The following is an 18,876-nucleotide window of genomic DNA, read 5'->3' on the forward strand; positions in this document are numbered from 1 at the left end:
CAGGCATTAGCCACGACTGTCACCCAGCTCAAGCTGCGGCGTAGGCTCGCGCCTGCGCTCCGCACGGGCATCTTCTTCAGCGCAGCGCGCGAGATGCTCACGGACTTCTTCGGAGCTCATTGCAGGGCCGTGCAGCGCCTCCAGGCACACGTCGCACATGCCGATCTGGTCGCGGATTGCGGTCACGTTGCGCTCCTGTTAGCCATGGGGTTCACCTGCTCCGTCACTTTTGAGTCCCTTAAAAGGGACCACTCGACCCGGGCGAACCGGGAGGCGGTAGCGACGGTTCGTTTCCGTGCGCACCGCATGGGTTACTGCTTCTTCCAGCGTCATCCCAAGGGACTCGGCGTACTTCTTGAACTGCTCCAGCTCAGGGCCGGACAGAAGTAGTTCCATAGGCCCTCCCCAGGGACTCAAAAGCCCCTTCAGGCGACGCAGTCTTCATGGAACCCTTTGTCCTGAGACGGGATGGCTGAAAGCGCCAGCTCGCGAACGAAAACTGCCGGCTGCATTCCATTGAGGTTTGCCAGTGCAATCAGGGCCGCGTACTCAACGTCGTTGAGCCGCACCTTGATTGCGTTGTCTCTGATGTGGATGGGATCGGCGTACATGGGGTCAATCCGTTGAGGTGTCAGTGATGGGTGTTGCGAGTGGTTCGACCAACGTGATTACGCTGGTGGTGGTATCCGGCCGGCTCTATGCGATGAGTCGGCGGAATGGGCGGACGCGCGTGAGATTCGTGCAGCGCCCGAAGCGGGAGCGCCCCACCCTGCCCGGCGTTGTTGTGCAGTTCCCAGGAGGTCGCTGAGTGGCTCGGGTAATTGGGGGATCCCCCCTCGCGGTAGGATGCGATTTCCACACCACTACCCACCAACGAGGGGAAATCTATGAGCAACAAAACGACGGGCGAGATCTCTGCGGAAATCCTGGTTGCCTTGATCGACAAGACGCCTTCCACCGGCAACATCAAAGAAGACGCTGCACGCGCGGCCGAGGCGTTCAAGGTCATATATGCGGCCGTCATGCGCCCGGTCGGCTAAGGGCGATACGCAGTTCCTCGTACGCTTCAATCAGGTCGCGCACGGTTTCGAGAAAGCCACCGCCGTGGGCGACCACCCGCTCCCTGGCCATCGCCATGATGGTCAGGGGGTCGAGCGCCGGCATTTCAACCTGCATACGCTGGCTTGTGAGCGAAGCAACACGACGCTCCAGTTCGGCGAACCGGAATTCGATTTCGTCAGGAGACATGCGAGGAATCCTCTTTGTTGTTTCCGCGTCGATGGGTGCTGGGCGTGCAGTGGTTCGACGGCTGCGGGAGGCGTGCTGACATGTCAGACCGCCTCGCCTTCAGGGGCCGGGCCGAAGACGTCCGGGCGGAGGTCGTGGCGGGAGACGCCGAAGCTCTGTTCGATAGCGCGCGCATATTTCGGCGCTACGGGCCTTCGGCCGGTCACCCATTGGCTTACGAAACTGGGGGCAGCCCCGATGCTTTTGGCGAGTGCGGACTGCGTTCCAGCCAGATCAACTGCTTTTCGGATGTGGGTCGTGTCCATGTCGAGAACATAGCACCGCTATCTACGTGTGTAAATAGCTTTGCTCATCGCGCCATCGATCAGCCGTTAATAGCATCGCTCTATGCCTAGACCAGCCAACCCCAAAACCCCGGAAGGGGCAGCACTCACCCACGCCATTCCTGCGTCCGGCTTCACACAGGCGCAACTGGCTGAAAAGCTGGACGTGACTCCGGGCTTTATTTCCCAGTTCGCTAGCGGGCACCGGCCGGTTCCATGGGATAAGGCGGCAACGCTTGCCCCACTTCTAGGGCTACAACCAAGTCAGATCAGTGCTGACTACCGTCGCATGCAAGATCACTTCAGCGCGTCTCAGCCCCAGCGACTCGACTTCGGGATCATGGCGGCTACCGTCACCGTGCTGCGGAATTACTTACAGGAAGTTGGTGATCCACCGAACTTCGTAGAGGATCCGATCATGCTGGAGGCGGCCTATGAGGTCGTGATCGACTATGGGCATCCCGTTACGCCCACCAACGTCATTGACCTCACCAAGATTCTGAAAGAGAGGGTGAGGAGAGCGATTGATGGGGAAGACCAGGTTCGAGGAATTGGCAAGAAGGCTGGCGGCAAGAAGCGCTGAGTTGCACGCAGAGCGTGGTTCCGCGCCACCTCTTGCGCTTGTAAAAGACCCTGCCGAGGAGCCAGCAGAGGAGCCTCCCTCGCGACTGCCGGACTGGACATCATTCCAGGCTGTGGACGTGTCAGAGCGGGCGCTGATGATGCACAAGATCATGGTCATCGCTAACACGCATGGCTGGCAGATCGCCGTTACGCACTTCCTCATGACCAAGGGCGTGCCCTACCTGTCCGACCTGACGACGCCGCAGCTCGATGACCTTCTAGACAGGATGCACGGCTACGTTGATGCTGCCGAGATGGGCGCGTGCATGCATGACGCGATGCCAACGACGTAGCCCTTCCCTGCCCCGCTAGTAGGGGCTTCTTGTTAGCTAGCTTTTCCAAGCAACTACATTGGCTTGGATAGTAGTGTCCCAATTTGGGACACGCCAACAAAAAACCCCGCCGGAGCGGGGTTCGTTCTGTGGGTTACCAATCAGCCGCATGCGGCCCTGGCTCTTTGCATGAAGGCCTCAACAGGCGCACTAACCTCTTCAGCGCTCTGGGTTGCCTTCATCTTTTCATCCATTTCATAAACGATCTGACTAAATTCAGACCGAGCGAAACGGGTAAGGAGATCCCGAATCATGGGCTGGTAGGCGATTCCATGGTGCTCAGCGATCATCTTCAAGCTTTCAATCAAAGCCGATGGAAGCCGGATAGATACCAACTTCATCGCCATCGCCTTATCGAATTCTTCATGGACACTCTGCGGCGCCACGGCCACATGGTCCTCGCTACGCCCATACTCGCCATCTTCCCATTTGGCGGTGATTGACTGATCAATCATGTGCGTCGTCATGTTGCTTCCTCAAAAGTCTGTGGGTTTCCCGTGCTTCCGATAGATCGCCATCTCGGCATCATTCGGCGGGTAGCAAGTTCGTATGTAAAAGTCGCCTCTTGGGACGTAACACACCTTGAGAAGACGCCCCTTATTTGTGGGCGCAATGAACCAGATGGTACGAGGATCAGTCTTGTGCTCCTCGCGCAAATCAACCAGCAGTTGTCCGGTAATGTTTGCGAAGCATTGATGCACATCAACCTCGCTGACACCGTGCTTGGATGAAAGCTTCCTACTTATCTCTTTTGAAATGATGATCTGCGCCATCTGTCGGCCCTCCCTGCCAAGCCACATAGTCTAACGACTGTTACGCGTATATACAACGATCAAAGTTCGCCACGAAACCATTGGTGCACAAGCCTATGCAACGTATATACACCAACGAAAGTGAAGATTCACTGTCGAGCGAAACCTGAATCTAAACAATGAACGTCGTGTTATGGATTCAGAAAGTATGTGCCCGTAGATAGCTGTGCTGTTGCAATTGATAGATAGCGTCGCTATTCTTCACCCATCGCCTCACCCTGAGGCCGAGGGATGCAGAGATGGCACTTCAGCAGCCGACCAGCGACCAGCACGCCAGTGCAGCTCGCCACTTCGACAACCAGGAATGTCCTCGTTACGCGGCCAGGGCTGCGATTGACGACACCGCACTCGACGCACTCCGCGCCACGCCGTCGATGCTGGAGGAGATGTTCGGCGCGCAGATGGCGGAGTTCTTCGCACAGGCCGCTCGCCTTCTTGATTCGCACAAGGACGCAGAGTTCGCCGCGCTGATTCGCTCGACCCGCGACTCCTACGTCAACGGACAGGTCGAGGACGTTGCTGAGTACGAAGAGCTGTCGATCAACGGCGCGATCAACCACCTGCTGCGGGAGTGCGCGGCATGAGCGCCCGCCGCCTCAACGCATGGCTTCGCTTCTTCTGCCAGTCCGCCGAGTACGACCTGCTGCTGTTCGCCGGCTGGGTGTTTATCGCCGCTGCGGTTGTTCTGTTCGTACCGCTGCGTCTGTTGCAGATCACTGGGGGTGCCTTGTGATCCGCCTCCTGATCTACGCGGCGCTGCTGACCTTCTTCGCCGACATGCTCCGCAAAGCTTGGATGGTGCGCGCCGATTCGCTGGTGCTGCCAATCGCTGCGGCGGTGATCGTCTTCCTAGTTCTGACTGTCCGCCGCTGCCGGTTCCTCTACCGCCGCCTGCGCCGCAACCGCATCGCCTTCATTCGACCGCGTGGCGAATTCCCTCCGCAACGCAAACACGACGTTCGCTGATTCCCCTGCCCTGCGCACCTCCCCAAGCGCAGGGCGTATCGCGGCAACTGGCCTCCCCACCAGAAACCGCACCCGCGCCGGCCGGGCAACGCCGGCACCTATTCCCCAAACGCCGGCAGCGCCGGCTGGAGCCAACCACATGAATCTCCCTGCACAGCAGCAGAGCGCGCTTGTACCCCAGCCGCGCCAGCAATTTGACCTTAGCCCGCAGACGTTCGAGCAGGCGCTGACCTTCTGCGACTACCTCGCCGACAGCGACTTGGCCCCCAAGGACTTCAAGGGCAAGCCGGCCAACTGCCTGATCGCCATCCAGTGGGGTTCCGAGCTTGGCCTGAAGCCGCTGCAAGCCGTGCAGAACATCGCAGTGATCAACGGGCGCGCAGCGCTTTGGGGCGACGCGGTGATCGCCCTGGTGCGCAGCTCGCCGCTGTGCGAGTACATCACTGAATCGGACGACGGCAATGCCGCGATCTGCAAGGTGAAGCGCCGCGGCGAGGCAGAGGAGATCCGCACCTTCAGCATGGACGATGCGAAGGCTGCAGGCTTGGCCGGCAAGCAGGGTCCGTGGACCCAGTACCCGAAGCGCATGCGGCAGATGCGGGCCCGTGCCTTCGCCCTGCGCGACGTCTTCCCGGACGTCCTGCGCGGCATGCCCATCGCCGAAGAAGTGATGGACATCCCGGCATCGGAGCCACACCGCACGACGGCTACTGTCGTCTCCACCGAGCCGGCGATCTACTCGGCCGAAGAGTTCGCCAAGAACCTGCCGGACTGGAAGGCGGTGATCGAGTCCGGTCGCAAGAGCGCCGACGACCTGATCGCGATGGTCGAAGCGAGGGCGAAAGCCCGCATGACCGACGAGCAGCGCCAGCAGTTGCGCAACTGCGAAGCCGTCGACGTGGCCGAGGAAGTGCCGCCGGCACCGGCTGCCAACACCGAAGCCACCACCAAAACCGATCCCATTGACTGGGACGCCGAAGGAGACCGCGCATGAAGATCATCAACCTGATCCAGGGCACCCCGGATTGGCACGCCCACCGCGCCCAGCACCACAACGCCAGCGACGCACCGGCCATGATGGGCTGCAGCCCGTACAAGACCCGCGCGCAGCTGCTGCGCGAAGTGGCCACCGGCGTTGCCCAGGAAGTGGATGCAGCCACGCAGCGCCGCTTTGACGACGGCCACCGCTTCGAGGATCTGGCCCGGCCGCTGGCCGAGCAGATCATCGGCGAAGAGCTGTTCCCGGTCACCGGCACGAACGGCAAGCTGTCGGCCAGCTTCGACGGCCTGACCATGGATGGCGAGACGGCGTTCGAGCACAAGAGCCTCAACGACCAATTGCGCCAAGCAATGCGCGACGAACTGGAGTTCGGCGGCGATCTGCCCTTGCACTACCAGGTGCAGATGGAGCAGCAGCTGCTGGTTTCTGGCGCCGAGCGTGTGCTGTTCATGGCGTCGAAGTGGAACGGCGAAGAGCTGGTCGAGGAACGCCACTGCTGGTACGTCAGCAACGCCGAGCTGCGCGCCAAGATCGTGGCCGGCTGGAAGCAGTACGAGGTAGACGTGGCTGCCTACGAGCCGGAGGCACCTGCAGCACTGGTCGCCACCGGCAGCGCTCCAGACCAGATGCCTGCCTTGCGCATCGAGGTCACCGGCATGGTCACTGCGTCGAACCTTGCCGAATGGAAAGAGCAGGCCATCGCGGTGTTCCAGAACATCAGCAAGGATCTGGTCACCGATCAGGACTTCGCTGACGCGGAGAAGACCGTGAAGTGGTGCGGTGATATCGAGGACCAACTCAAGGGCGCCAAGCAACATGCCCTGAGCCAAACCGAGAGCATCGATGCGCTGTTCCGCACCATCGACGCTATCAGCGAGCAGGCCCGCTCCACTCGGCTTGCGCTGGACAAGCTGGTCACGAAGCGGAAGGAGGAGCGTCGCACCGAGATTGGCAATGCAGCCCGCCGCGCGGTGCAGGACCATGTACGTGCCATCAACGACACGCTGGGTGAGCATGGCCTGCAGATGCCGTCGACGCTGGTCGCGGACATCGCCGCAGCAATGAAGGGAAAGCGTTCGTTCGCCAGCATGCAGGAGGCCGTCGACACGGTGGCCACCAATGCCAAGATCGACGCCAGCCAGGCCGCAGACCGCATCCGCGCCAACATTGCGATCATTGTCGAGCAGGCCGAGTACTCCACGCTGTTCGCCGACCGCGTGCAGCTCTGCGCCACCAAGGCGCCGGACGACCTGCGCAACCTGGTGGCCACTCGAATCGCGGCACACAAGCAGGCGGAACAGGAAAAGCTGGACGCCGCATGCGAGAAGATCCGCGAGGAAGAGGCGGCCAAGGCGCGCAAGCAGCTGGCAGACGAAGCGCTAGCGAAGCAGAAGCAGGAAGACGCCGAGCGAGTTGCTGCAGCTTCAGTTCCCAGCACCACCGTCCAGCACCAGCAGGCCGTTGAGTCCTTGCTGGTTTCTCGCCCTGCAGCGGTCGCTTCGGCACCGCCCACTACCAGCACCGGCAAGCGCATCAAGCTCGGCGAGATCAACGCGGCGATCAGTCCGTTGTCCATCACCGCCGATGGCCTGGAATTGCTCGGATTCAAGCCGGTGGCACTGGAACGCAGCGCGAAGCTCTACGACGTTGGCCAGCTGCCGGGCATCTATGAAGCCATGCGTTCGCTGATCGTCGACGCCGAACACAACTACCCCCTGGCGGCCTGACCATGGCCACCAGCATGCCCACCGCACACAGCAGCTACGTGCTGCCCCAGCACCACCGGAACCGGACTGCAGCGACGGTGCGCCGCATTGGAGGAAGCAGCATGAGCAACTGCTCAGCGCGCCCTCTTTATCAACGACTCTTCGTGATCATACGTACTCAGGTGGGAGCCGGTGAACTTGGCGAAGTTCCTAGCCGCCGCAATGCTGTGAGCCAGCAAGCTGAGCAGGGAAGTTCGAAGGAGCATGTAGTCATTGAAGCCGTTTGCGTTCTTAGGAATCACCACTTCTGTCGCGGAATCAGCTTTGGGAACGCGTCCAGCTGCTCTCTTGGCGGCAACTCCAATGGTCTTCCACAAACCAATCAGTTGGGCGACCTGTTCGCCGAGTCCTTGCTCGAGACAATGAAGGCGATCCAGAGCGCTCTCGGCGGCTGGCAAGCAGGGGTGCGAAAGCTCTGCAAAAATCCAGTTGAGCTCTTCTCGCCCAATAACGGTTCCATCGGGCGCAATAGTTGCTTCGTCCAAAGTCTCGATGATCGACCCAAGCCTTACAGGGAGCATTGCGATTTCCGAATGGAGCAGGCTGCCAAGAATTTGGGCCGTCATCCGTCGCTGGTTGATCGTCTCTTCGTGCTGTCGCTCAGCAATAATTTTCGCCTCTTCAGCAATCCTTGCCGAGTCCTTGGCGATCTCTGCAGACAACAAGGTGATTTTCGCCGTATCGGAAGCAATATCGGCGGCGCGATTCGAGGTCAACCAGCTGCGAGCTGCTACAACCACGGTAGCGATACCAACGAACGCGCCAACAAGCACCGCCCAAGCGTCCCACCAAACCACGCACGTCTCGCTAAGCAACCAACACTGGCTCACGCCATCCAACATGCTCATTCCCTGATCCCCCTGTGGATTGGGCGGCATTCTGCCATGCGTGCGAAAAATCCTCTCGCCGCCCGCCCGCAGGGGGTGAAGGATGTCTGATGTGCAACTCGCTGTCCGAGAAGCCGTCACGGCTATCTACCTCAGCGATTCCAGCGATTACCTGCCAGCGCTCTACAGCGTCGTGCAGGCACTAGACCCTGAGATGGCCGCGCTGATGGATTCGGATATGGACGCCGCTCTTGCACTCGCTGCGCCTGATCTGGTTGCGGACAGCCCGCAGGAGGCGAGCGATGCATAAATACTCAGGCAATCCCTTCAGCAGCATCCATCATTCTGCGCGCTGCAGCCCGCGCAGCGCTGATACCAGCGGCGAGCGCTTCGTCCTGAGTGCTGTATTCCCCAGAAGCCTCAACCATCGCCAGCACTCGGGCCTCATAGCCAAGGTGGACATAGCCTGTTGCTGTGTACGGCCCAGAGCCGTTCCGAATGGCAATCAGGCGGCACGGACCCTCGAAATGTTGAGCCATTCCCCTTCCCCTGAGTCGCCTGATGTAACGCATGTTTACGACTTTGAACTGCAGCATGCAAGCCCACCACCCCTGCCCTCTTTTAGGGGAGGCGCGATGGATGATTTAGAACTGAAGGGAACCGTCGTCACCAACCCCAGTAACGGACTCCACTTGCCTTTCGATAAAGCCGGCTGCCTCGTTATAGGACTCGAAGGAGAGCCCAGTGTAGTAATGAGGACGCACAGCTGCGCGCGCGAAATGTCGGGCGACGATCAAAACACTAATGCTGCCGATCAGATCAGCTTCGACACATCCGTGAAGCTCCCAACCGCCGACGTATCTGAACATCGCCCATGTCCATCAATCTCTGATTGCGAGAGATTCATCGAGCGGAATTGTGCTGTCAAGCAACGAGGTATGAAGGTTGCTGCAGTAGCAACGCCGTGCCGCATGAGCACCAGCGGAGGCGTCGACCACGTCGCCCTCGGACACAGTCTCGCCCGCAAGGTCGGCGTGAATCTGGACAAGGCCCGTCCCAAGACCCGGCGCATGTGGGAGGCGCGCGGCCTGGCCGTGATTGCCCTATCGCGCGGCGACCTCACTGAGGCTCAGAAGATCATGCGGCCATTCAATCGCAACAGCGGCGCCCGGAAGGTGCTGGAAGGAGAGACGGCATGAAGCTCATGCTGGTCCACAAGTGGGCCGAGAAGTACTTCGATGAAGACAGCCGGCCAGATGCTCAGCTGCTGGGACGCTGGTGTCGCAATGGGAAAATCCCAGCGACCAAGGTCGTCGGCCAGTGGTACGTCGATGAGCATGCCTGGTTGGCCGGTGGCGACGACTTGGTCGCCAGCGTCTTGGCGGCGGCGTAACTTGCCATGATGGGACGTGCCCGCAAACCAAGCCGCCGCGACTGGCCTGCCAATCTGTACCCCAATCGAGATGGGTACAAATACCGGCATCCAATCACCCGCAAAGAGCACTTCATGGGCAAGGACAAGGCCAAGGCCTTTGCTGCAGCCAAGAAGCTCAACGCGCTGTTGATACCGGGCAATGACCTGGTCGGCCGAGTACTGACGCCGGGCGAGACTGTGGCTGACGCCATCAAGGTGTTTCGCGCGGATGACATCCCCGGTCGCAAGTGGGCACCAAAGACGGCCGAGGTGTACGAGAGCGTAATCAGGCGCATCGAGGCCGGCCTGGGCGCAACGCCGGTTGCCGAAGTGACAGTGAAAGCATGCGCCACTTTCATTCGCGAGGTGACCGAGTCGGAGCGCGCACGCCAGCAGTTCCGGCTGGTGCTCGGCTGGATTCTGGCCTGCGCCGTCGAAGAAGGATGGATCGACACCAACCCTGCCCTAGCCACCCGTAAGTTCTCCCACACCCGCAAGCGCGAGCGTCTGACCATTGATGACTTCCGGAAGATCTGGGATGCGGCACCGCAGTGGGTGCGCAACGCCATGGATCTGTCGCTGCTGACCTTGCTCCGCCGCGATGACGTGGTCAGCGCCAGGTTCTCCGACGTGCACGATGGCTCGCTATGGGTGATCCCCGCCAAGACGGAGGGCTCCACAAACATTCGCCTGAAAATTGCCGTGGCCGGGCCGCTGGCTGAGCTACTCGCCCAGTGCCGGGACTCGGTAGCCTCCCCGTTCCTGATTCACCGACTGCCGGAGAAGGCGCGCCCCAGCAACATGCGGGCAAAGGACCGAGAGCACCACACCCAAGTGCTGCCGGAGCAACTGTCCCGAGCGTTCGCCACAGCGCGCGATGCCGCCGGCATCGACGCCGACAACCCGCCGACCTTCCACGAGATCCGCAGCTTAGGCGGCGCACTGTTGAAAGAAGGCGGCTGGACGAACGAGCAGATCCAAGCACTCATGGGCCACAGCAATGTGGCCATGACGGAGCATTATTTGGGGGGCCATGAAGCGCCATGGCAACCGGTTAACACCGGAATCGCGTTGCCTCGATAGGGTGCAATTAGGGTGAGAATAGGGTGCACAACGAAAAAGGGCCCGCACGATGAAGTGCAAGCCCTTGATCTAAAAACAGTAGTTGGTCGGGACGGCCGGATTTGAACCGACGACCCTCTGCCCCCCAGGCAGATGCGCTACCAGGCTGCGCTACGCCCCGATCGTTACTGCTTCACCTTGCGGCGAGCCGGCGATTATACCGGCTTTGAATCAAAAATGGTTCAGCGACGCAGCAATTGAAGCACTTCTTCCAGTTCCATCCGCACTTGCTTGATGATCTGGTTGCTCAATGCCGATTCCTGCTTGGCACCGTCACCTTCCAGTCGCAGGCGCGCGCCGCCGATGGTGTAACCCTGCTCGTACAGCAGGCCGCGGATCTGCCGCACCATCAGCACATCGTGGCGCTGATAGTAGCGGCGATTGCCACGGCGCTTGCCCGGTTCCAGGCTGGGAAACTCGGTCTCCCAATAGCGCAGCACATGCGGCTTGACGTCGCACAACTCGCTGACCTCACCAATGGTGAAGTAGCGCTTGGCCGGAATCGGCGGAAGTTCGCGGTTACTGCCCGGATCCAGCATATGCCTCTACCCTTTCCTTGAGCTTCTGGCCCGGACGGAAGGTCACTACCGTACGAGCGGAAATCGGAATTTCCTCGCCGGTCTTGGGATTGCGGCCCGGGCGCTGGTTCTTGCGCCGCAGGTCGAAATTGCCAAAGCCGGACAGCTTCACCTGACGTCCCTGTTCCAATGCGTCACGCAGCACATCGAAGAATGCGTCGACAAACTCCTTGGCCTCACGTTTGTTCAGACCGACTTCGTCGAACAGACGATCCGCCATCTCCGCCTTTGTCAATGCCATGCCAGCTCCCTGTGTGCCGCCTCAACCACGGATCTTTGCGCCGTGCCCGCGATCAATGGCAGCCACCACCTCGGTGACCACGGCCTCGATGTCGCGATCCGTGAGAGTGCGCGATTTGTCCTGCAGAATCAAGCCCATAGCCAAGCTCTTGAAACCCGGTTCCACACCCTGTCCGACGTAACGGTCAAACAGCACCACCTCGCGCAACAGCTCGCCGGCTGCCTGGCGGATGGTCGCCGCAAGGTCGGCCCAACTGACCGATTCAGCTACGGCAACCGCCAGGTCACGACGCACCGCAGGGAACCGCGAAAGCTCGGCCGAGCGCGGCAGTTCACGTGTCGCCAGCGGCTCCAGATCCAGCTCGAACCCCAGCACGTCCACGTCGATTTCCATCGCCTTGCCGACACGCGGATGCACCTGGCCGATCCAGCCGATGCACTGGCCATCACGCCAGATGTCAGCGGAACGGGCCGGATGTGCATACGGGCGCTGCGAGGCACGGAATTCCAGCGCGGCGCCGGAAGCGGCGGCCAGCGATTCCAGGTCGCCCTTCAGATCATGGAAATCCACCTTGCGCGCCTTATCGCCCCACTGCAGCGCAGCGGCATCGCCACATACGGCGGCAGCGATACGCACCGTCTCCTGCGGTGCCGGCTTGCCCTCGCCTGCAGTCTGCGCGAACACGCGGCCCACCTCGAACAAACGCACACGCCCCGCCTGACGGGCTACGTTGCGGCCCAGCGTTGCGACCAGCCCCGGCAGCAGCAGCGGGCGCATCACCGCCAGCTCGGCCGACAGCGGGTTGGCCAGCGGCACCAGACCTTCATCCTGACTCCACTGCGCAAGCAGTTGCGCGTCAACAAAGGCGAAGTTGATGGTTTCCAGCATGTCGCGCGCCACCAGCTGGCGACGCACGGACAGATCGTCCAGACGCGTCTCGCTCGGCATGGCAATGCGTGCAGCGCCGCCCGGCAGCGTGGTCGGGATCTTGTCGTAGCCGTGAATGCGGGCCAGCTCTTCGATCAGATCTTCTTCGATGGCGATATCAAAGCGGCTGCTCGGACCGGTCACCGTCCAGCCATCAGCGACGGCCTCCACCTTCATGCCTAGCGCGCGCAGGATGCGCTCAACTTCGGCGTCTTCAATCTGGATGCCCAGCACGCGCAGGATCCGCGCGCGACGCAGGGTGATGGCAGCAGCCACCGGCAGGTCGGCTTCGCGCACGGCTTCGGTAACCGGCGCCGGCGTGCCGCCTGCCAGGTCCAGCACCAAGCGCGTTGCATATTCGATGGCCGTACGCGGCAGCTGCGGATCAACACCGCGCTCAAAACGATGGCCGGCGTCGGTATGCAGGCCCAGCTTGCGGCCACGGCCCATGATGGCGGCCGGCGCGAAATGCGCGGCCTCCAGAAATACGTTCTTCGTTGCATCGGTCACGCGGGTGTCAAAGCCACCCATCAGGCCGGCCAGGCCCACCGGGCGATCCGCATCGGTCACCACGAGGAAACTGTCGTCCAGCGCAGCGTCACGACCGTCGAGCAGCTTGAGTGTTTCACCCGCGCGCGAACGGCGCACCGCGACACTGCCCTTGAGCGTATCCAGATCGTATGCGTGCATTGGCTGGCCCAGCTCCAACATCACGTACTGGGTGATATCCACCAGCAGCGACACCGGACGCACACCACTGCGACGCAGACGCTCAGCCATCCACAGCGGCGTACGCGCGGACGTGTTCACGCCTTCGATCACGCGACCGAGATAGCGCGGCGCTTCAGCACCGGCATCCAGCTGGATCGACAATTCGCGGGAGCCCTGCGCCGTCACGGCTTCTGCGGCAAACGGCAGCACCGCGCTGTGGGTGGCTGCCGCCACGTCGAAGGCGATGCCGCGCACGCTGAAGCAATCCGCGCGATTGGGGGTCAATTTGATCTCGATGCTGGCATCAGGCAGGCCGAGATACTCCACCAACGACATGCCAACGGCGGCATCGTCCGGCAGCTCCAGCAGGCCGGAGGCATCGCTGTCCAGGCCCAGCTCCTTGGCCGAACACAACATGCCATTGGACTCCACACCACGCAGCTTGGCCGGCTTGATCTTCAGCTCACCGATCTGCGCACCGACCATCGCCAGCGGCGCGATCAACCCAACGCGCGCATTCGGCGCACCGCAGACAATCTGCAGCAGCTCGCCCTGCCCCGCATCGACCTTGCAGACCTGCAGGCGGTCAGCTTCCGGGTGGCGCTCGGCCTGGACAATGCGCGCAACCACCACGTGATCCAGACCAACACCCAGTGCCGTGACTTCCTCGACCTCCAGGCCAATGGCGGTCAACACCGCGCTCAACTCATCGCGCGAAACGTTGGTGGGAACGTGGCTACGCAGCCAGCTTTCGGAGAATTTCATCGTTTTCGATCCTGGTGGGCCGGCGCATGCGCCTGGCCTTTGTGGAGATACCGCAGCCGGGCATTAGCCGGCGCTACCGTCGGTGCTCAGGCGAACTGGCGCAGGAACCGCACGTCGTTCTCGAAGAACGCACGCAGGTCATTGACGCCATAACGCAGCATCGCAAAGCGCTCTACGCCCAGGCCAAATGCAAAGCCGGTGTAGCGTTCCGGATCGATGCCGACATTGCGCAGCACATTCGGATGGACCATGCCGCAACCGAGCACTTCCAGCCAGCGGGTGCTGCCGTCGGGTTGCTGCCAGGCGATATCCACTTCCGCACCCGGCTCCACGAACGGGAAGTAACTCGGGCGGAAACGCATTTCAAAATCGCGCTCGAAGAATGCACGCACGAACTCGGACAGCGTGCCCTTGAGATCTGCGAAGGTGGAATGCTCGTCGACCAACAGGCCTTCCACCTGATGGAACATCGGTGAATGGGTCTGATCGCTGTCGCTGCGATAGACCTTGCCCGCCGCGATCATGCGCAGCGGCGGCGCGTGGTCGCCCATGTAGCGCACCTGCACACCGGAGGTATGCGTGCGCAGCAGGCGGCCATCGCCGAAATAGAACGTGTCGTGCATGGCGCGCGCCGGATGATGCGGCGGGAAGTTCAGCGCTTCGAAGTTGTGCCAGTCATCCTCGATTTCCGGACCTTCCGACAGCTCATAACCCAGGCGACCGAAGATTTCGGTGATGCGTTCCAGGGTACGCGTGACCGGATGCAGACCACCACGCTCGCCATTGCGGCCCGGCAGCGTGACATCGATGCTTTCAGAAGCCAGCCGTGCATCCAATGCCGCGTCTTCCAGCAGCACCTTGCGCTCCCCCAGCGCGGTCGATACCGCGTCACGTGCCAGGTTGATCGCTTCACCTGCCGCCTTGCGCTCGTCGGCCGGCAATGCGCCAAGCTGCTTGAGCTGGGCCGTGATGCTGCCGCTCTTGCCCAACAGCGAAACACGCAGGTTTTCCAGCGTTTCCGGGCTCTGCGCCGCAGCCACATCGGCCAGCGCCTGCGCGGTCAAGGATTGGATGTCACTCATGGGATCGACGAAACCTCTGGCCGGCATGCCTACGCGGTAAGCGCCGGGCCGACCCCCGTCGCCACCATTGCCTGGTCCCCGCGCAATCATCGGCAGCGGCAACCAACACAAAAAAGAATGGGGAAGGACTCGCGCCCTTCCCCATGCATTGTCTCACTTAGGCCGTTGCGCGTGAACGCCACAACCGCCATGGAAAGAACTTATGCCGCCAGCGCGCCCTTGGCCTTCTCAGCCAGTGCGGCAAAACCTGCCGCGTCATGCACGGCGATGTCTGCCAGGACCTTACGGTCCAGGGTGATGCCAGCCTTGAGCATGCCATTCATGAAACGGCTGTAGCTCAAGCCGTTGATGCGGGCAGCCGCATTGATGCGGGTGATCCACAGCGAACGGAAATTGCGCTTCTTCTGCTTACGGCCAATGTAGGCGTACTGCTGTGCCTTGATGACTGCCTGCTTGGCAACGCGGAAAACCTTGCGACGGGCGTTGTAATAGCCCTTGGCGAGATCCAATACTTTCTTGTGGCGGCGGCGCGCCTGCACACCACGTTTTACTCGTGCCATGGTTCAGTCCTCAGAGATAGGGAAGCATACGGTCAAGACGGCCTGCGTCTTCTGCGCGGACGTGATTCGTCTGACGCAGGTTACGCTTACGCTTGGTCGCTTTCTTCGTGAGGATGTGGCTACGGTTTGCGTGGCCGCACTTGTACTTGCCGGAGGCGGTCTTGCGGAAACGCTTGGCCGCCGCCCGGTTGGTCTTGATCTTGGGCATTGCTATGTCCTTGATGGTCTCTTTTCACTGACTGGGCGGTGGCTGCGCCACACTTTCCGTCCGTGCCCTTGTCTGTTTAAAGCCCACACTCCCGTTGGAGGCAGGCAGGTCCTGGGTAACACAAACAACAATCCCGGCGAACCGGGCCGCCTATTATGCCCATCGAACCAGCCACTTGCAATCGCAAGCGGCAATGGCCGCAACAGGCAGACTGGGCATGCAGACAGGGAGGTCAGCTCTCGCCCCTCCCTGTTCAGCTGGCAGGCGGCTTGACGCCACCTGACCGGTTACTTCTTCTTCGGCGCGATCATCATGACCATCTGCCGGCCTTCCAGGCGCGGACGGGACTCGATCACGATGTCCTCACCCAGATCGGCTTCGATCCGGTTGGCCATTTCGCGACCCAGTTCCTGATGACTCATTTCACGACCACGGAAGCGGATGTTGACCTTGATCTTGTCGCCTTCTTCCAGAAAACCGCGCATCTTGCGCAGCTTGATCTGGTAGTCGCCCTCGTCCGTGACCGGACGGAACTTCACTTCCTTGATCTCGACCTGCTTGGTCTTCTTCTTGGCCTCATTGGCCTTCTTCTGCGCCTCGAACTTGAACTTGCCGAAGTCCATGATCTTGCACACAGGCGGATCGGCCTGCGGCTGGATTTCGACCAGGTCGAGGCCTTCATCTTCAGCCATCGACAGCGCTTCATCGCGCGTCAACACGCCAATCATTTCTCCGTCGCTGCCGATCACGCGGACGCGCGGCACCCGGATTTCCTGATTCTTGCGGTTCTGTTTGTTGTCAGGGGTACTGATATTGCAATCTCCCAGTGGAATCGAACCGGCCCCGACGGATATCCGCTGGGGCCGGGGCTCTAGCTTACTGCTTCAATTCAGCCTGCAGCCGCTCGGCAAAGGCCTGGACAGACATTGAGCCCAGATCCTCGCCCGACAGCGTACGTACTGCCACGGCGCCATTGTCCCTCTCGCGGTCGCCCACGACCAGCAGATATGGCACCCGCTGCAAGGTATGCTCGCGAATCTTATAGCCGATCTTTTCGTTGCGCAAATCGGCCTCCACCCGGAAGCCTTGATTCGCAAGGGTTTTGCGGACCTGCTCGACGTATTCGGCCTGGGCATCGGTGATGTTTGCCACCACCACCTGAACCGGCGCCAGCCAAGCCGGGAACGAGCCGGCATGGTTCTCGATCAGGATGCCGATGAAACGCTCCATCGAACCGACAATGGCGCGATGCAGCATGACCGGATGCTTCTTCTGGCTGTTTTCGTCCACGTACTCGGCGCCCAGACGGCCCGGCATCATGAAGTCGACCTGCATCGTGCCCAGCTGCCAGGTACGGCCAATGGCATCCTTCAGGTGGTACTCGATCTTCGGGCCGTAGAACGCACCCTCGCCCGGCAACTCCTGCCATTCGACGCCGCAACTCGACAATGCCGTGCGCAGCGCGCCCTCGGCCTTGTCCCAGGTGGCATCGTCGCCCAGGCGCGACTCGGGACGCAGCGCGATCTTGATCTGGATGTCATCGAAGCCGAACGCCTCATACACCGCCAGCGCCTGCTGATGGAACGCAGTCACTTCGGCCTCGACCTGGCTTTCCGTGCAGAAGATATGGCCATCGTCCTGGGTGAAACCACGCACGCGCAGAATGCCGTGCAGCGCACCGGACGGCTCGTTGCGATGGCACGAACCAAACTCGCCGTAACGGATCGGCAGGTCGCGGTAACTATGCAGCCCCTGGTTGAACACCTGCACATGACCCGGGCAGTTCATCGGCTTCAACGCGTAGGTGCGCTTCTCCGACTCGGTGAAGAACATGTTGTCCTGGTAGTTGTCCCAGTGACCGGATTTCTTCCACAGGCTCACATCCAGGATCTGCGGGCAACGCACTTCGCCGTAGCCGCTGTCACGGTAGACCTTGCGCATGTACTGCTCGACAACCTGCCAGATCGACCAGCCCTTCGGGTGCCAGAACACCAGGCCCGGCGCCTCTTCCTGCAGGTGGAACAGATCCTGCTGCTTGCCGATGCGTCGGTGATCGCGCATTTCGGCTTCTTCGATGCGCTTGATATAGGCCTCAAGCTGCTTCTTGTCAGCCCATGCCGTGCCATAGACACGCTGCAGCTGCTCGTTCTTGGCATCGCCACGCCAATACGCACCGGAGATGCGCGTCAGCTTGAAAGACTTCAGAAAGCGCGTGTTCGGCACGTGCGGGCCGCGGCACATGTCCACGTATTCCTGATGGTAGTACATGCCCATCGCCGTAATGTCTTCGGGCATGTCCTCGATCAGGCGCAGCTTGTAGTCCTCACCACGCGCCTTGAAGATTTCAATCACTTCCGCGCGCGGCGTCATCTTTTTGATGACGTCGTAATCAGTCGCGATCAACTCCGCCATGCGCTTCTCGATCGCCACCATGTCTTCCGGCGTGAACGGACGTTCGCTGTAGATGTCGTAGTAGAAACCTTCAGCGATGACCGGGCCGATCACCATCTTGGCGTCCGGATACAGCTGCTTGACCGCATGACCGACCAGGTGCGCGCACGAGTGGCGGATGATCTCCACGCCCTCCTCGTCCTTGGCAGTGATGATGCGCAGCGAAGCATCGCGATCGATCACGTCGCTGGCATCGACCTGTACGCCATCCACGACACCGGCAATGGTGGCCTTGGCCAGACCGGCACCGATGGATTGGGCCACGTCCATGACGCTGACCGGGTTTTCGAACTGACGGACGCTGCCGTCTGGGAGAGTGATGTTGATCATGGGGATTCACCAGAAGTCATGACCGGCTTTCGGCGCGGCATGACAGGAAGTTCGGGGCAATAAAAAAGCGCCACAACGGCGCCTGCAACAGGGCTGTGGCGGGGCATCAGCAATGGGCAGCAGTAGTGCTCATGTCGCACACTCGACCGGCGTTTTGCGCGGGCCACCTATCAACAGGGGATTGGCTGGATTCTAGCGCAATCAGCGCGCGGTGACCGCCTTCACGGCCATCCGGACTTGGCAGGCGCACAACCCCCCAGGGGGCCAAAATCCGGGCAAAAGAAAGCCCTGATTTCTCAGGGCTTCAAATGGAGGCCTGGGTCGGAATCGAACCGGCGTACGCGGATTTGCAATCCGCTGCATAACCACTCTGCTACCAGGCCAAACTTTGAATCTTGAACTACCGGGAAGATCCTTCCCGATATGAAAAGACCCCGTTTCACGGGGTCTTTTCAGAATCTGGAGCGGGAAACGAGACTCGAACTCGCGACCTCAACCTTGGCAAGGTTGCGCTCTACCAACTGAGCTATTCCCGCTTGGGATGCGGCGCATTCTACAGACTTCAGAATCAACGCGCCAGCATTTTTAA

General features: G+C 61.0%; 28 protein-coding genes and 3 tRNA genes. 12 read left to right on the forward strand and 19 right to left on the reverse strand.

What is annotated here, in order from left to right:
* Positions 1–6: 6 nt before the first annotated feature.
* Both ABB26_RS18990 and ABB26_RS10045 read right to left on the reverse strand, forming a co-directional pair.
* Positions 7–186 (reverse strand): hypothetical protein, encoded by a 180-nt coding sequence (locus tag ABB26_RS18990; RefSeq protein ID WP_152982632.1) that lies wholly within the window; start codon positions 184–186, stop codon positions 7–9.
* A gap of 239 nt (positions 187–425) precedes the next feature.
* The gene (locus ABB26_RS10045; protein WP_057633687.1) at positions 426–611 is read right to left on the reverse strand and encodes a hypothetical protein; all 186 of its coding nucleotides are present in this window, start codon (positions 609–611) and stop codon (positions 426–428) included.
* Positions 612–887: 276 nt separating this feature from the next.
* On the opposite strand from ABB26_RS10045, the gene ABB26_RS19175 reads away from it, so the two are divergent.
* The gene (locus tag ABB26_RS19175; protein ID WP_161809036.1) at positions 888–1,040 is read left to right on the forward strand and encodes a hypothetical protein; all 153 of its coding nucleotides are present in this window, start codon (positions 888–890) and stop codon (positions 1,038–1,040) included.
* Here the strand turns inward: ABB26_RS19175 and ABB26_RS10050 are convergent.
* The gene (locus ABB26_RS10050) at positions 1,021–1,248 is read right to left on the reverse strand and encodes a hypothetical protein (protein ID WP_057633690.1); all 228 of its coding nucleotides are present in this window, start codon (positions 1,246–1,248) and stop codon (positions 1,021–1,023) included. The genes ABB26_RS19175 and ABB26_RS10050 overlap by 20 nt on opposite strands.
* Before the next feature lie 83 nt (positions 1,249–1,331).
* On the reverse strand, positions 1,332–1,553 hold the full coding sequence (locus tag ABB26_RS19705; protein ID WP_083490771.1) for a transcriptional regulator: 222 nt from the start codon (positions 1,551–1,553) through the stop codon (positions 1,332–1,334).
* Between the two features lie 82 nt (positions 1,554–1,635).
* Here ABB26_RS19705 and ABB26_RS18995 point away from each other — a divergent pair, with 82 nt between their 5' ends.
* Together ABB26_RS18995 and ABB26_RS10065 are read left to right on the forward strand one after the other, a co-directional pair.
* Entirely contained in the window at positions 1,636–2,154 is a 519-nt protein-coding gene (locus ABB26_RS18995) for a helix-turn-helix domain-containing protein (protein WP_057633693.1), read from the forward strand.
* A 136-nt stretch (positions 2,155–2,290) separates the two neighbouring features.
* The gene (locus tag ABB26_RS10065) at positions 2,291–2,488 is read left to right on the forward strand and encodes a hypothetical protein (RefSeq protein ID WP_152982633.1); all 198 of its coding nucleotides are present in this window, start codon (positions 2,291–2,293) and stop codon (positions 2,486–2,488) included.
* Between the two features lie 140 nt (positions 2,489–2,628).
* On the opposite strand, the gene ABB26_RS10070 is transcribed toward ABB26_RS10065, so the two are convergent.
* Entirely contained in the window at positions 2,629–2,994 is a 366-nt protein-coding gene (locus ABB26_RS10070; RefSeq protein ID WP_057633696.1) for a CopG family antitoxin, read from the reverse strand.
* Positions 2,995–3,003: 9 nt separating this feature from the next.
* Positions 3,004–3,300: a BrnT family toxin gene (locus ABB26_RS10075; RefSeq protein ID WP_057633856.1), complete on the reverse strand. Its 297-nt coding sequence runs from the start codon at positions 3,298–3,300 to the stop codon at positions 3,004–3,006.
* A 278-nt stretch (positions 3,301–3,578) separates the two neighbouring features.
* Between ABB26_RS10075 and ABB26_RS10080 the strand changes: the two genes are divergently transcribed.
* The 5 genes from ABB26_RS10080 (at position 3,579) to ABB26_RS10095 (ending at position 7,032) form a co-directional block, all read left to right on the forward strand.
* Entirely contained in the window at positions 3,579–3,923 is a 345-nt protein-coding gene (locus ABB26_RS10080; protein ID WP_057633698.1) for a hypothetical protein, read from the forward strand.
* Positions 3,920–4,072 (forward strand): hypothetical protein, encoded by a 153-nt coding sequence (locus tag ABB26_RS19180; RefSeq protein WP_161809037.1) that lies wholly within the window; start codon positions 3,920–3,922, stop codon positions 4,070–4,072. Before ABB26_RS10080 ends, ABB26_RS19180 begins: the two co-directional genes overlap by 4 nt.
* Positions 4,069–4,305, forward strand: a complete 237-nt coding sequence (locus tag ABB26_RS10085) for a hypothetical protein (protein ID WP_057633700.1) — start codon at positions 4,069–4,071, stop codon at positions 4,303–4,305. The genes ABB26_RS19180 and ABB26_RS10085 overlap by 4 nt, the downstream gene beginning before the upstream one ends.
* Before the next feature lie 139 nt (positions 4,306–4,444).
* A complete protein-coding gene (locus tag ABB26_RS10090) occupies positions 4,445–5,299 on the forward strand; it encodes a recombinase RecT (protein WP_161809038.1) in 855 nt (284 codons plus the stop codon).
* Positions 5,296–7,032 (forward strand): lambda-exonuclease family protein, encoded by a 1,737-nt coding sequence (locus tag ABB26_RS10095; RefSeq protein ID WP_057633702.1) that lies wholly within the window; start codon positions 5,296–5,298, stop codon positions 7,030–7,032. The genes ABB26_RS10090 and ABB26_RS10095 overlap by 4 nt, the downstream gene beginning before the upstream one ends.
* A gap of 113 nt (positions 7,033–7,145) precedes the next feature.
* Here the strand turns inward: ABB26_RS10095 and ABB26_RS10100 are convergent, their stop codons facing one another.
* Entirely contained in the window at positions 7,146–7,919 is a 774-nt protein-coding gene (locus ABB26_RS10100; RefSeq protein ID WP_057633704.1) for a hypothetical protein, read from the reverse strand.
* Between the two features lie 82 nt (positions 7,920–8,001).
* On the opposite strand from ABB26_RS10100, the gene ABB26_RS10105 reads away from it, so the two are divergent.
* Positions 8,002–8,208: a hypothetical protein gene (locus ABB26_RS10105; protein ID WP_057633705.1), complete on the forward strand. Its 207-nt coding sequence runs from the start codon at positions 8,002–8,004 to the stop codon at positions 8,206–8,208.
* A 4-nt stretch (positions 8,209–8,212) separates the two neighbouring features.
* On the opposite strand, the gene ABB26_RS10110 is transcribed toward ABB26_RS10105, so the two are convergent.
* A complete protein-coding gene (locus tag ABB26_RS10110; protein ID WP_057633707.1) occupies positions 8,213–8,494 on the reverse strand; it encodes a hypothetical protein in 282 nt (93 codons plus the stop codon).
* A 342-nt stretch (positions 8,495–8,836) separates the two neighbouring features.
* On the opposite strand from ABB26_RS10110, the gene ABB26_RS10120 reads away from it, so the two are divergent.
* From ABB26_RS10120 to ABB26_RS10130, 3 genes are read left to right on the forward strand one after another with little or no spacing between them, the layout of a single operon-like run.
* On the forward strand, positions 8,837–9,097 hold the full coding sequence (locus tag ABB26_RS10120; RefSeq protein WP_245626187.1) for a hypothetical protein: 261 nt from the start codon (positions 8,837–8,839) through the stop codon (positions 9,095–9,097).
* Positions 9,094–9,291, forward strand: a complete 198-nt coding sequence (locus ABB26_RS10125; protein ID WP_057633712.1) for a MerR family transcriptional regulator — start codon at positions 9,094–9,096, stop codon at positions 9,289–9,291. Before ABB26_RS10120 ends, ABB26_RS10125 begins: the two co-directional genes overlap by 4 nt.
* Positions 9,292–9,300: 9 nt before the next feature.
* The gene (locus ABB26_RS10130; RefSeq protein ID WP_245626191.1) at positions 9,301–10,395 is read left to right on the forward strand and encodes a tyrosine-type recombinase/integrase; all 1,095 of its coding nucleotides are present in this window, start codon (positions 9,301–9,303) and stop codon (positions 10,393–10,395) included.
* 83 nt (positions 10,396–10,478) lie between these two features.
* Here the strand turns inward: ABB26_RS10130 and ABB26_RS10135 are convergent.
* The 11 genes from ABB26_RS10135 to ABB26_RS10180 all read right to left on the reverse strand — a co-directional run bounded on the left by ABB26_RS10135 (position 10,479) and on the right by ABB26_RS10180 (position 18,823).
* Positions 10,479–10,555, reverse strand: a tRNA-Pro gene (locus tag ABB26_RS10135).
* A 61-nt stretch (positions 10,556–10,616) separates the two neighbouring features.
* Positions 10,617–10,973, reverse strand: a complete 357-nt coding sequence (locus ABB26_RS10140; RefSeq protein WP_057633715.1) for a MerR family transcriptional regulator — start codon at positions 10,971–10,973, stop codon at positions 10,617–10,619.
* Positions 10,954–11,253, reverse strand: coding sequence for an integration host factor subunit alpha (locus ABB26_RS10145; RefSeq protein ID WP_054657702.1), 300 nt, complete (start codon positions 11,251–11,253; stop codon positions 10,954–10,956). Before ABB26_RS10145 ends, ABB26_RS10140 begins: the two co-directional genes overlap by 20 nt.
* A gap of 21 nt (positions 11,254–11,274) precedes the next feature.
* On the reverse strand, positions 11,275–13,656 hold the full coding sequence (pheT, locus tag ABB26_RS10150) for a phenylalanine--tRNA ligase subunit beta (protein WP_057633718.1): 2,382 nt from the start codon (positions 13,654–13,656) through the stop codon (positions 11,275–11,277).
* An 86-nt stretch (positions 13,657–13,742) separates the two neighbouring features.
* Positions 13,743–14,738 carry a phenylalanine--tRNA ligase subunit alpha gene (locus tag ABB26_RS10155; protein WP_057633720.1) on the reverse strand — a complete coding sequence of 332 codons (996 nt, stop codon included), beginning with the start codon at positions 14,736–14,738 and terminating at the stop codon, positions 13,743–13,745.
* 200 nt (positions 14,739–14,938) lie between these two features.
* A complete protein-coding gene (gene rplT, locus ABB26_RS10160) occupies positions 14,939–15,298 on the reverse strand; it encodes a 50S ribosomal protein L20 (RefSeq protein ID WP_057633722.1) in 360 nt (119 codons plus the stop codon).
* A 10-nt stretch (positions 15,299–15,308) separates the two neighbouring features.
* On the reverse strand, positions 15,309–15,506 hold the full coding sequence (rpmI, locus tag ABB26_RS18690; RefSeq protein WP_002811096.1) for a 50S ribosomal protein L35: 198 nt from the start codon (positions 15,504–15,506) through the stop codon (positions 15,309–15,311).
* 287 nt (positions 15,507–15,793) lie between these two features.
* Positions 15,794–16,333 (reverse strand): translation initiation factor IF-3, encoded by a 540-nt coding sequence (gene infC, locus ABB26_RS10165; RefSeq protein WP_026070650.1) that lies wholly within the window; start codon positions 16,331–16,333, stop codon positions 15,794–15,796.
* A 49-nt stretch (positions 16,334–16,382) separates the two neighbouring features.
* The gene (thrS, locus tag ABB26_RS10170; RefSeq protein WP_057633724.1) at positions 16,383–18,287 is read right to left on the reverse strand and encodes a threonine--tRNA ligase; all 1,905 of its coding nucleotides are present in this window, start codon (positions 18,285–18,287) and stop codon (positions 16,383–16,385) included.
* 309 nt (positions 18,288–18,596) lie between these two features.
* Positions 18,597–18,670: transfer RNA gene (locus ABB26_RS10175), tRNA-Cys, on the reverse strand.
* A gap of 77 nt (positions 18,671–18,747) precedes the next feature.
* Positions 18,748–18,823, reverse strand: a tRNA-Gly gene (locus ABB26_RS10180).
* Positions 18,824–18,876: the final 53 nt, after the last annotated feature.

It is taken from the genome of Stenotrophomonas humi, assembly GCF_001431415.1.
Classification (GTDB): Bacteria; Pseudomonadota; Gammaproteobacteria; order Xanthomonadales; family Xanthomonadaceae; genus Stenotrophomonas; species Stenotrophomonas humi.

Coding starts and splice junctions, on each gene's coding strand:
- ABB26_RS10045 (WP_057633687.1), bottom strand. CDS start 611: ATGTACGCCGATCCCATCCACATCAGAGACAACGCAATCAAGGTGCGG.
- ABB26_RS19175 (WP_161809036.1), top strand. CDS start 888: ATGAGCAACAAAACGACGGGCGAGATCTCTGCGGAAATCCTGGTTGCC.
- ABB26_RS10050 (WP_057633690.1), bottom strand. CDS start 1,248: ATGTCTCCTGACGAAATCGAATTCCGGTTCGCCGAACTGGAGCGTCGT.
- ABB26_RS19705 (WP_083490771.1), bottom strand. CDS start 1,553: ATGGACACGACCCACATCCGAAAAGCAGTTGATCTGGCTGGAACGCAG.
- ABB26_RS18995 (WP_057633693.1), top strand. CDS start 1,636: ATGCCTAGACCAGCCAACCCCAAAACCCCGGAAGGGGCAGCACTCACC.
- ABB26_RS10065 (WP_152982633.1), top strand. CDS start 2,291: ATGATGCACAAGATCATGGTCATCGCTAACACGCATGGCTGGCAGATC.
- ABB26_RS10070 (WP_057633696.1), bottom strand. CDS start 2,994: ATGACGACGCACATGATTGATCAGTCAATCACCGCCAAATGGGAAGAT.
- ABB26_RS10075 (WP_057633856.1), bottom strand. CDS start 3,300: ATGGCGCAGATCATCATTTCAAAAGAGATAAGTAGGAAGCTTTCATCC.
- ABB26_RS10080 (WP_057633698.1), top strand. CDS start 3,579: ATGGCACTTCAGCAGCCGACCAGCGACCAGCACGCCAGTGCAGCTCGC.
- ABB26_RS19180 (WP_161809037.1), top strand. CDS start 3,920: ATGAGCGCCCGCCGCCTCAACGCATGGCTTCGCTTCTTCTGCCAGTCC.
- ABB26_RS10090 (WP_161809038.1), top strand. CDS start 4,445: ATGAATCTCCCTGCACAGCAGCAGAGCGCGCTTGTACCCCAGCCGCGC.
- ABB26_RS10095 (WP_057633702.1), top strand. CDS start 5,296: ATGAAGATCATCAACCTGATCCAGGGCACCCCGGATTGGCACGCCCAC.
- ABB26_RS10100 (WP_057633704.1), bottom strand. CDS start 7,919: ATGAGCATGTTGGATGGCGTGAGCCAGTGTTGGTTGCTTAGCGAGACG.
- ABB26_RS10105 (WP_057633705.1), top strand. CDS start 8,002: ATGTCTGATGTGCAACTCGCTGTCCGAGAAGCCGTCACGGCTATCTAC.
- ABB26_RS10110 (WP_057633707.1), bottom strand. CDS start 8,494: ATGCTGCAGTTCAAAGTCGTAAACATGCGTTACATCAGGCGACTCAGG.
- ABB26_RS10120 (WP_245626187.1), top strand. CDS start 8,837: ATGAAGGTTGCTGCAGTAGCAACGCCGTGCCGCATGAGCACCAGCGGA.
- ABB26_RS10125 (WP_057633712.1), top strand. CDS start 9,094: ATGAAGCTCATGCTGGTCCACAAGTGGGCCGAGAAGTACTTCGATGAA.
- ABB26_RS10130 (WP_245626191.1), top strand. CDS start 9,301: ATGGGACGTGCCCGCAAACCAAGCCGCCGCGACTGGCCTGCCAATCTG.
- ABB26_RS10140 (WP_057633715.1), bottom strand. CDS start 10,973: ATGCTGGATCCGGGCAGTAACCGCGAACTTCCGCCGATTCCGGCCAAG.
- ABB26_RS10145 (WP_054657702.1), bottom strand. CDS start 11,253: ATGGCATTGACAAAGGCGGAGATGGCGGATCGTCTGTTCGACGAAGTC.
- pheT (WP_057633718.1), bottom strand. CDS start 13,656: ATGAAATTCTCCGAAAGCTGGCTGCGTAGCCACGTTCCCACCAACGTT.
- ABB26_RS10155 (WP_057633720.1), bottom strand. CDS start 14,738: ATGAGTGACATCCAATCCTTGACCGCGCAGGCGCTGGCCGATGTGGCT.
- rplT (WP_057633722.1), bottom strand. CDS start 15,298: ATGGCACGAGTAAAACGTGGTGTGCAGGCGCGCCGCCGCCACAAGAAA.
- rpmI (WP_002811096.1), bottom strand. CDS start 15,506: ATGCCCAAGATCAAGACCAACCGGGCGGCGGCCAAGCGTTTCCGCAAG.
- thrS (WP_057633724.1), bottom strand. CDS start 18,287: ATGATCAACATCACTCTCCCAGACGGCAGCGTCCGTCAGTTCGAAAAC.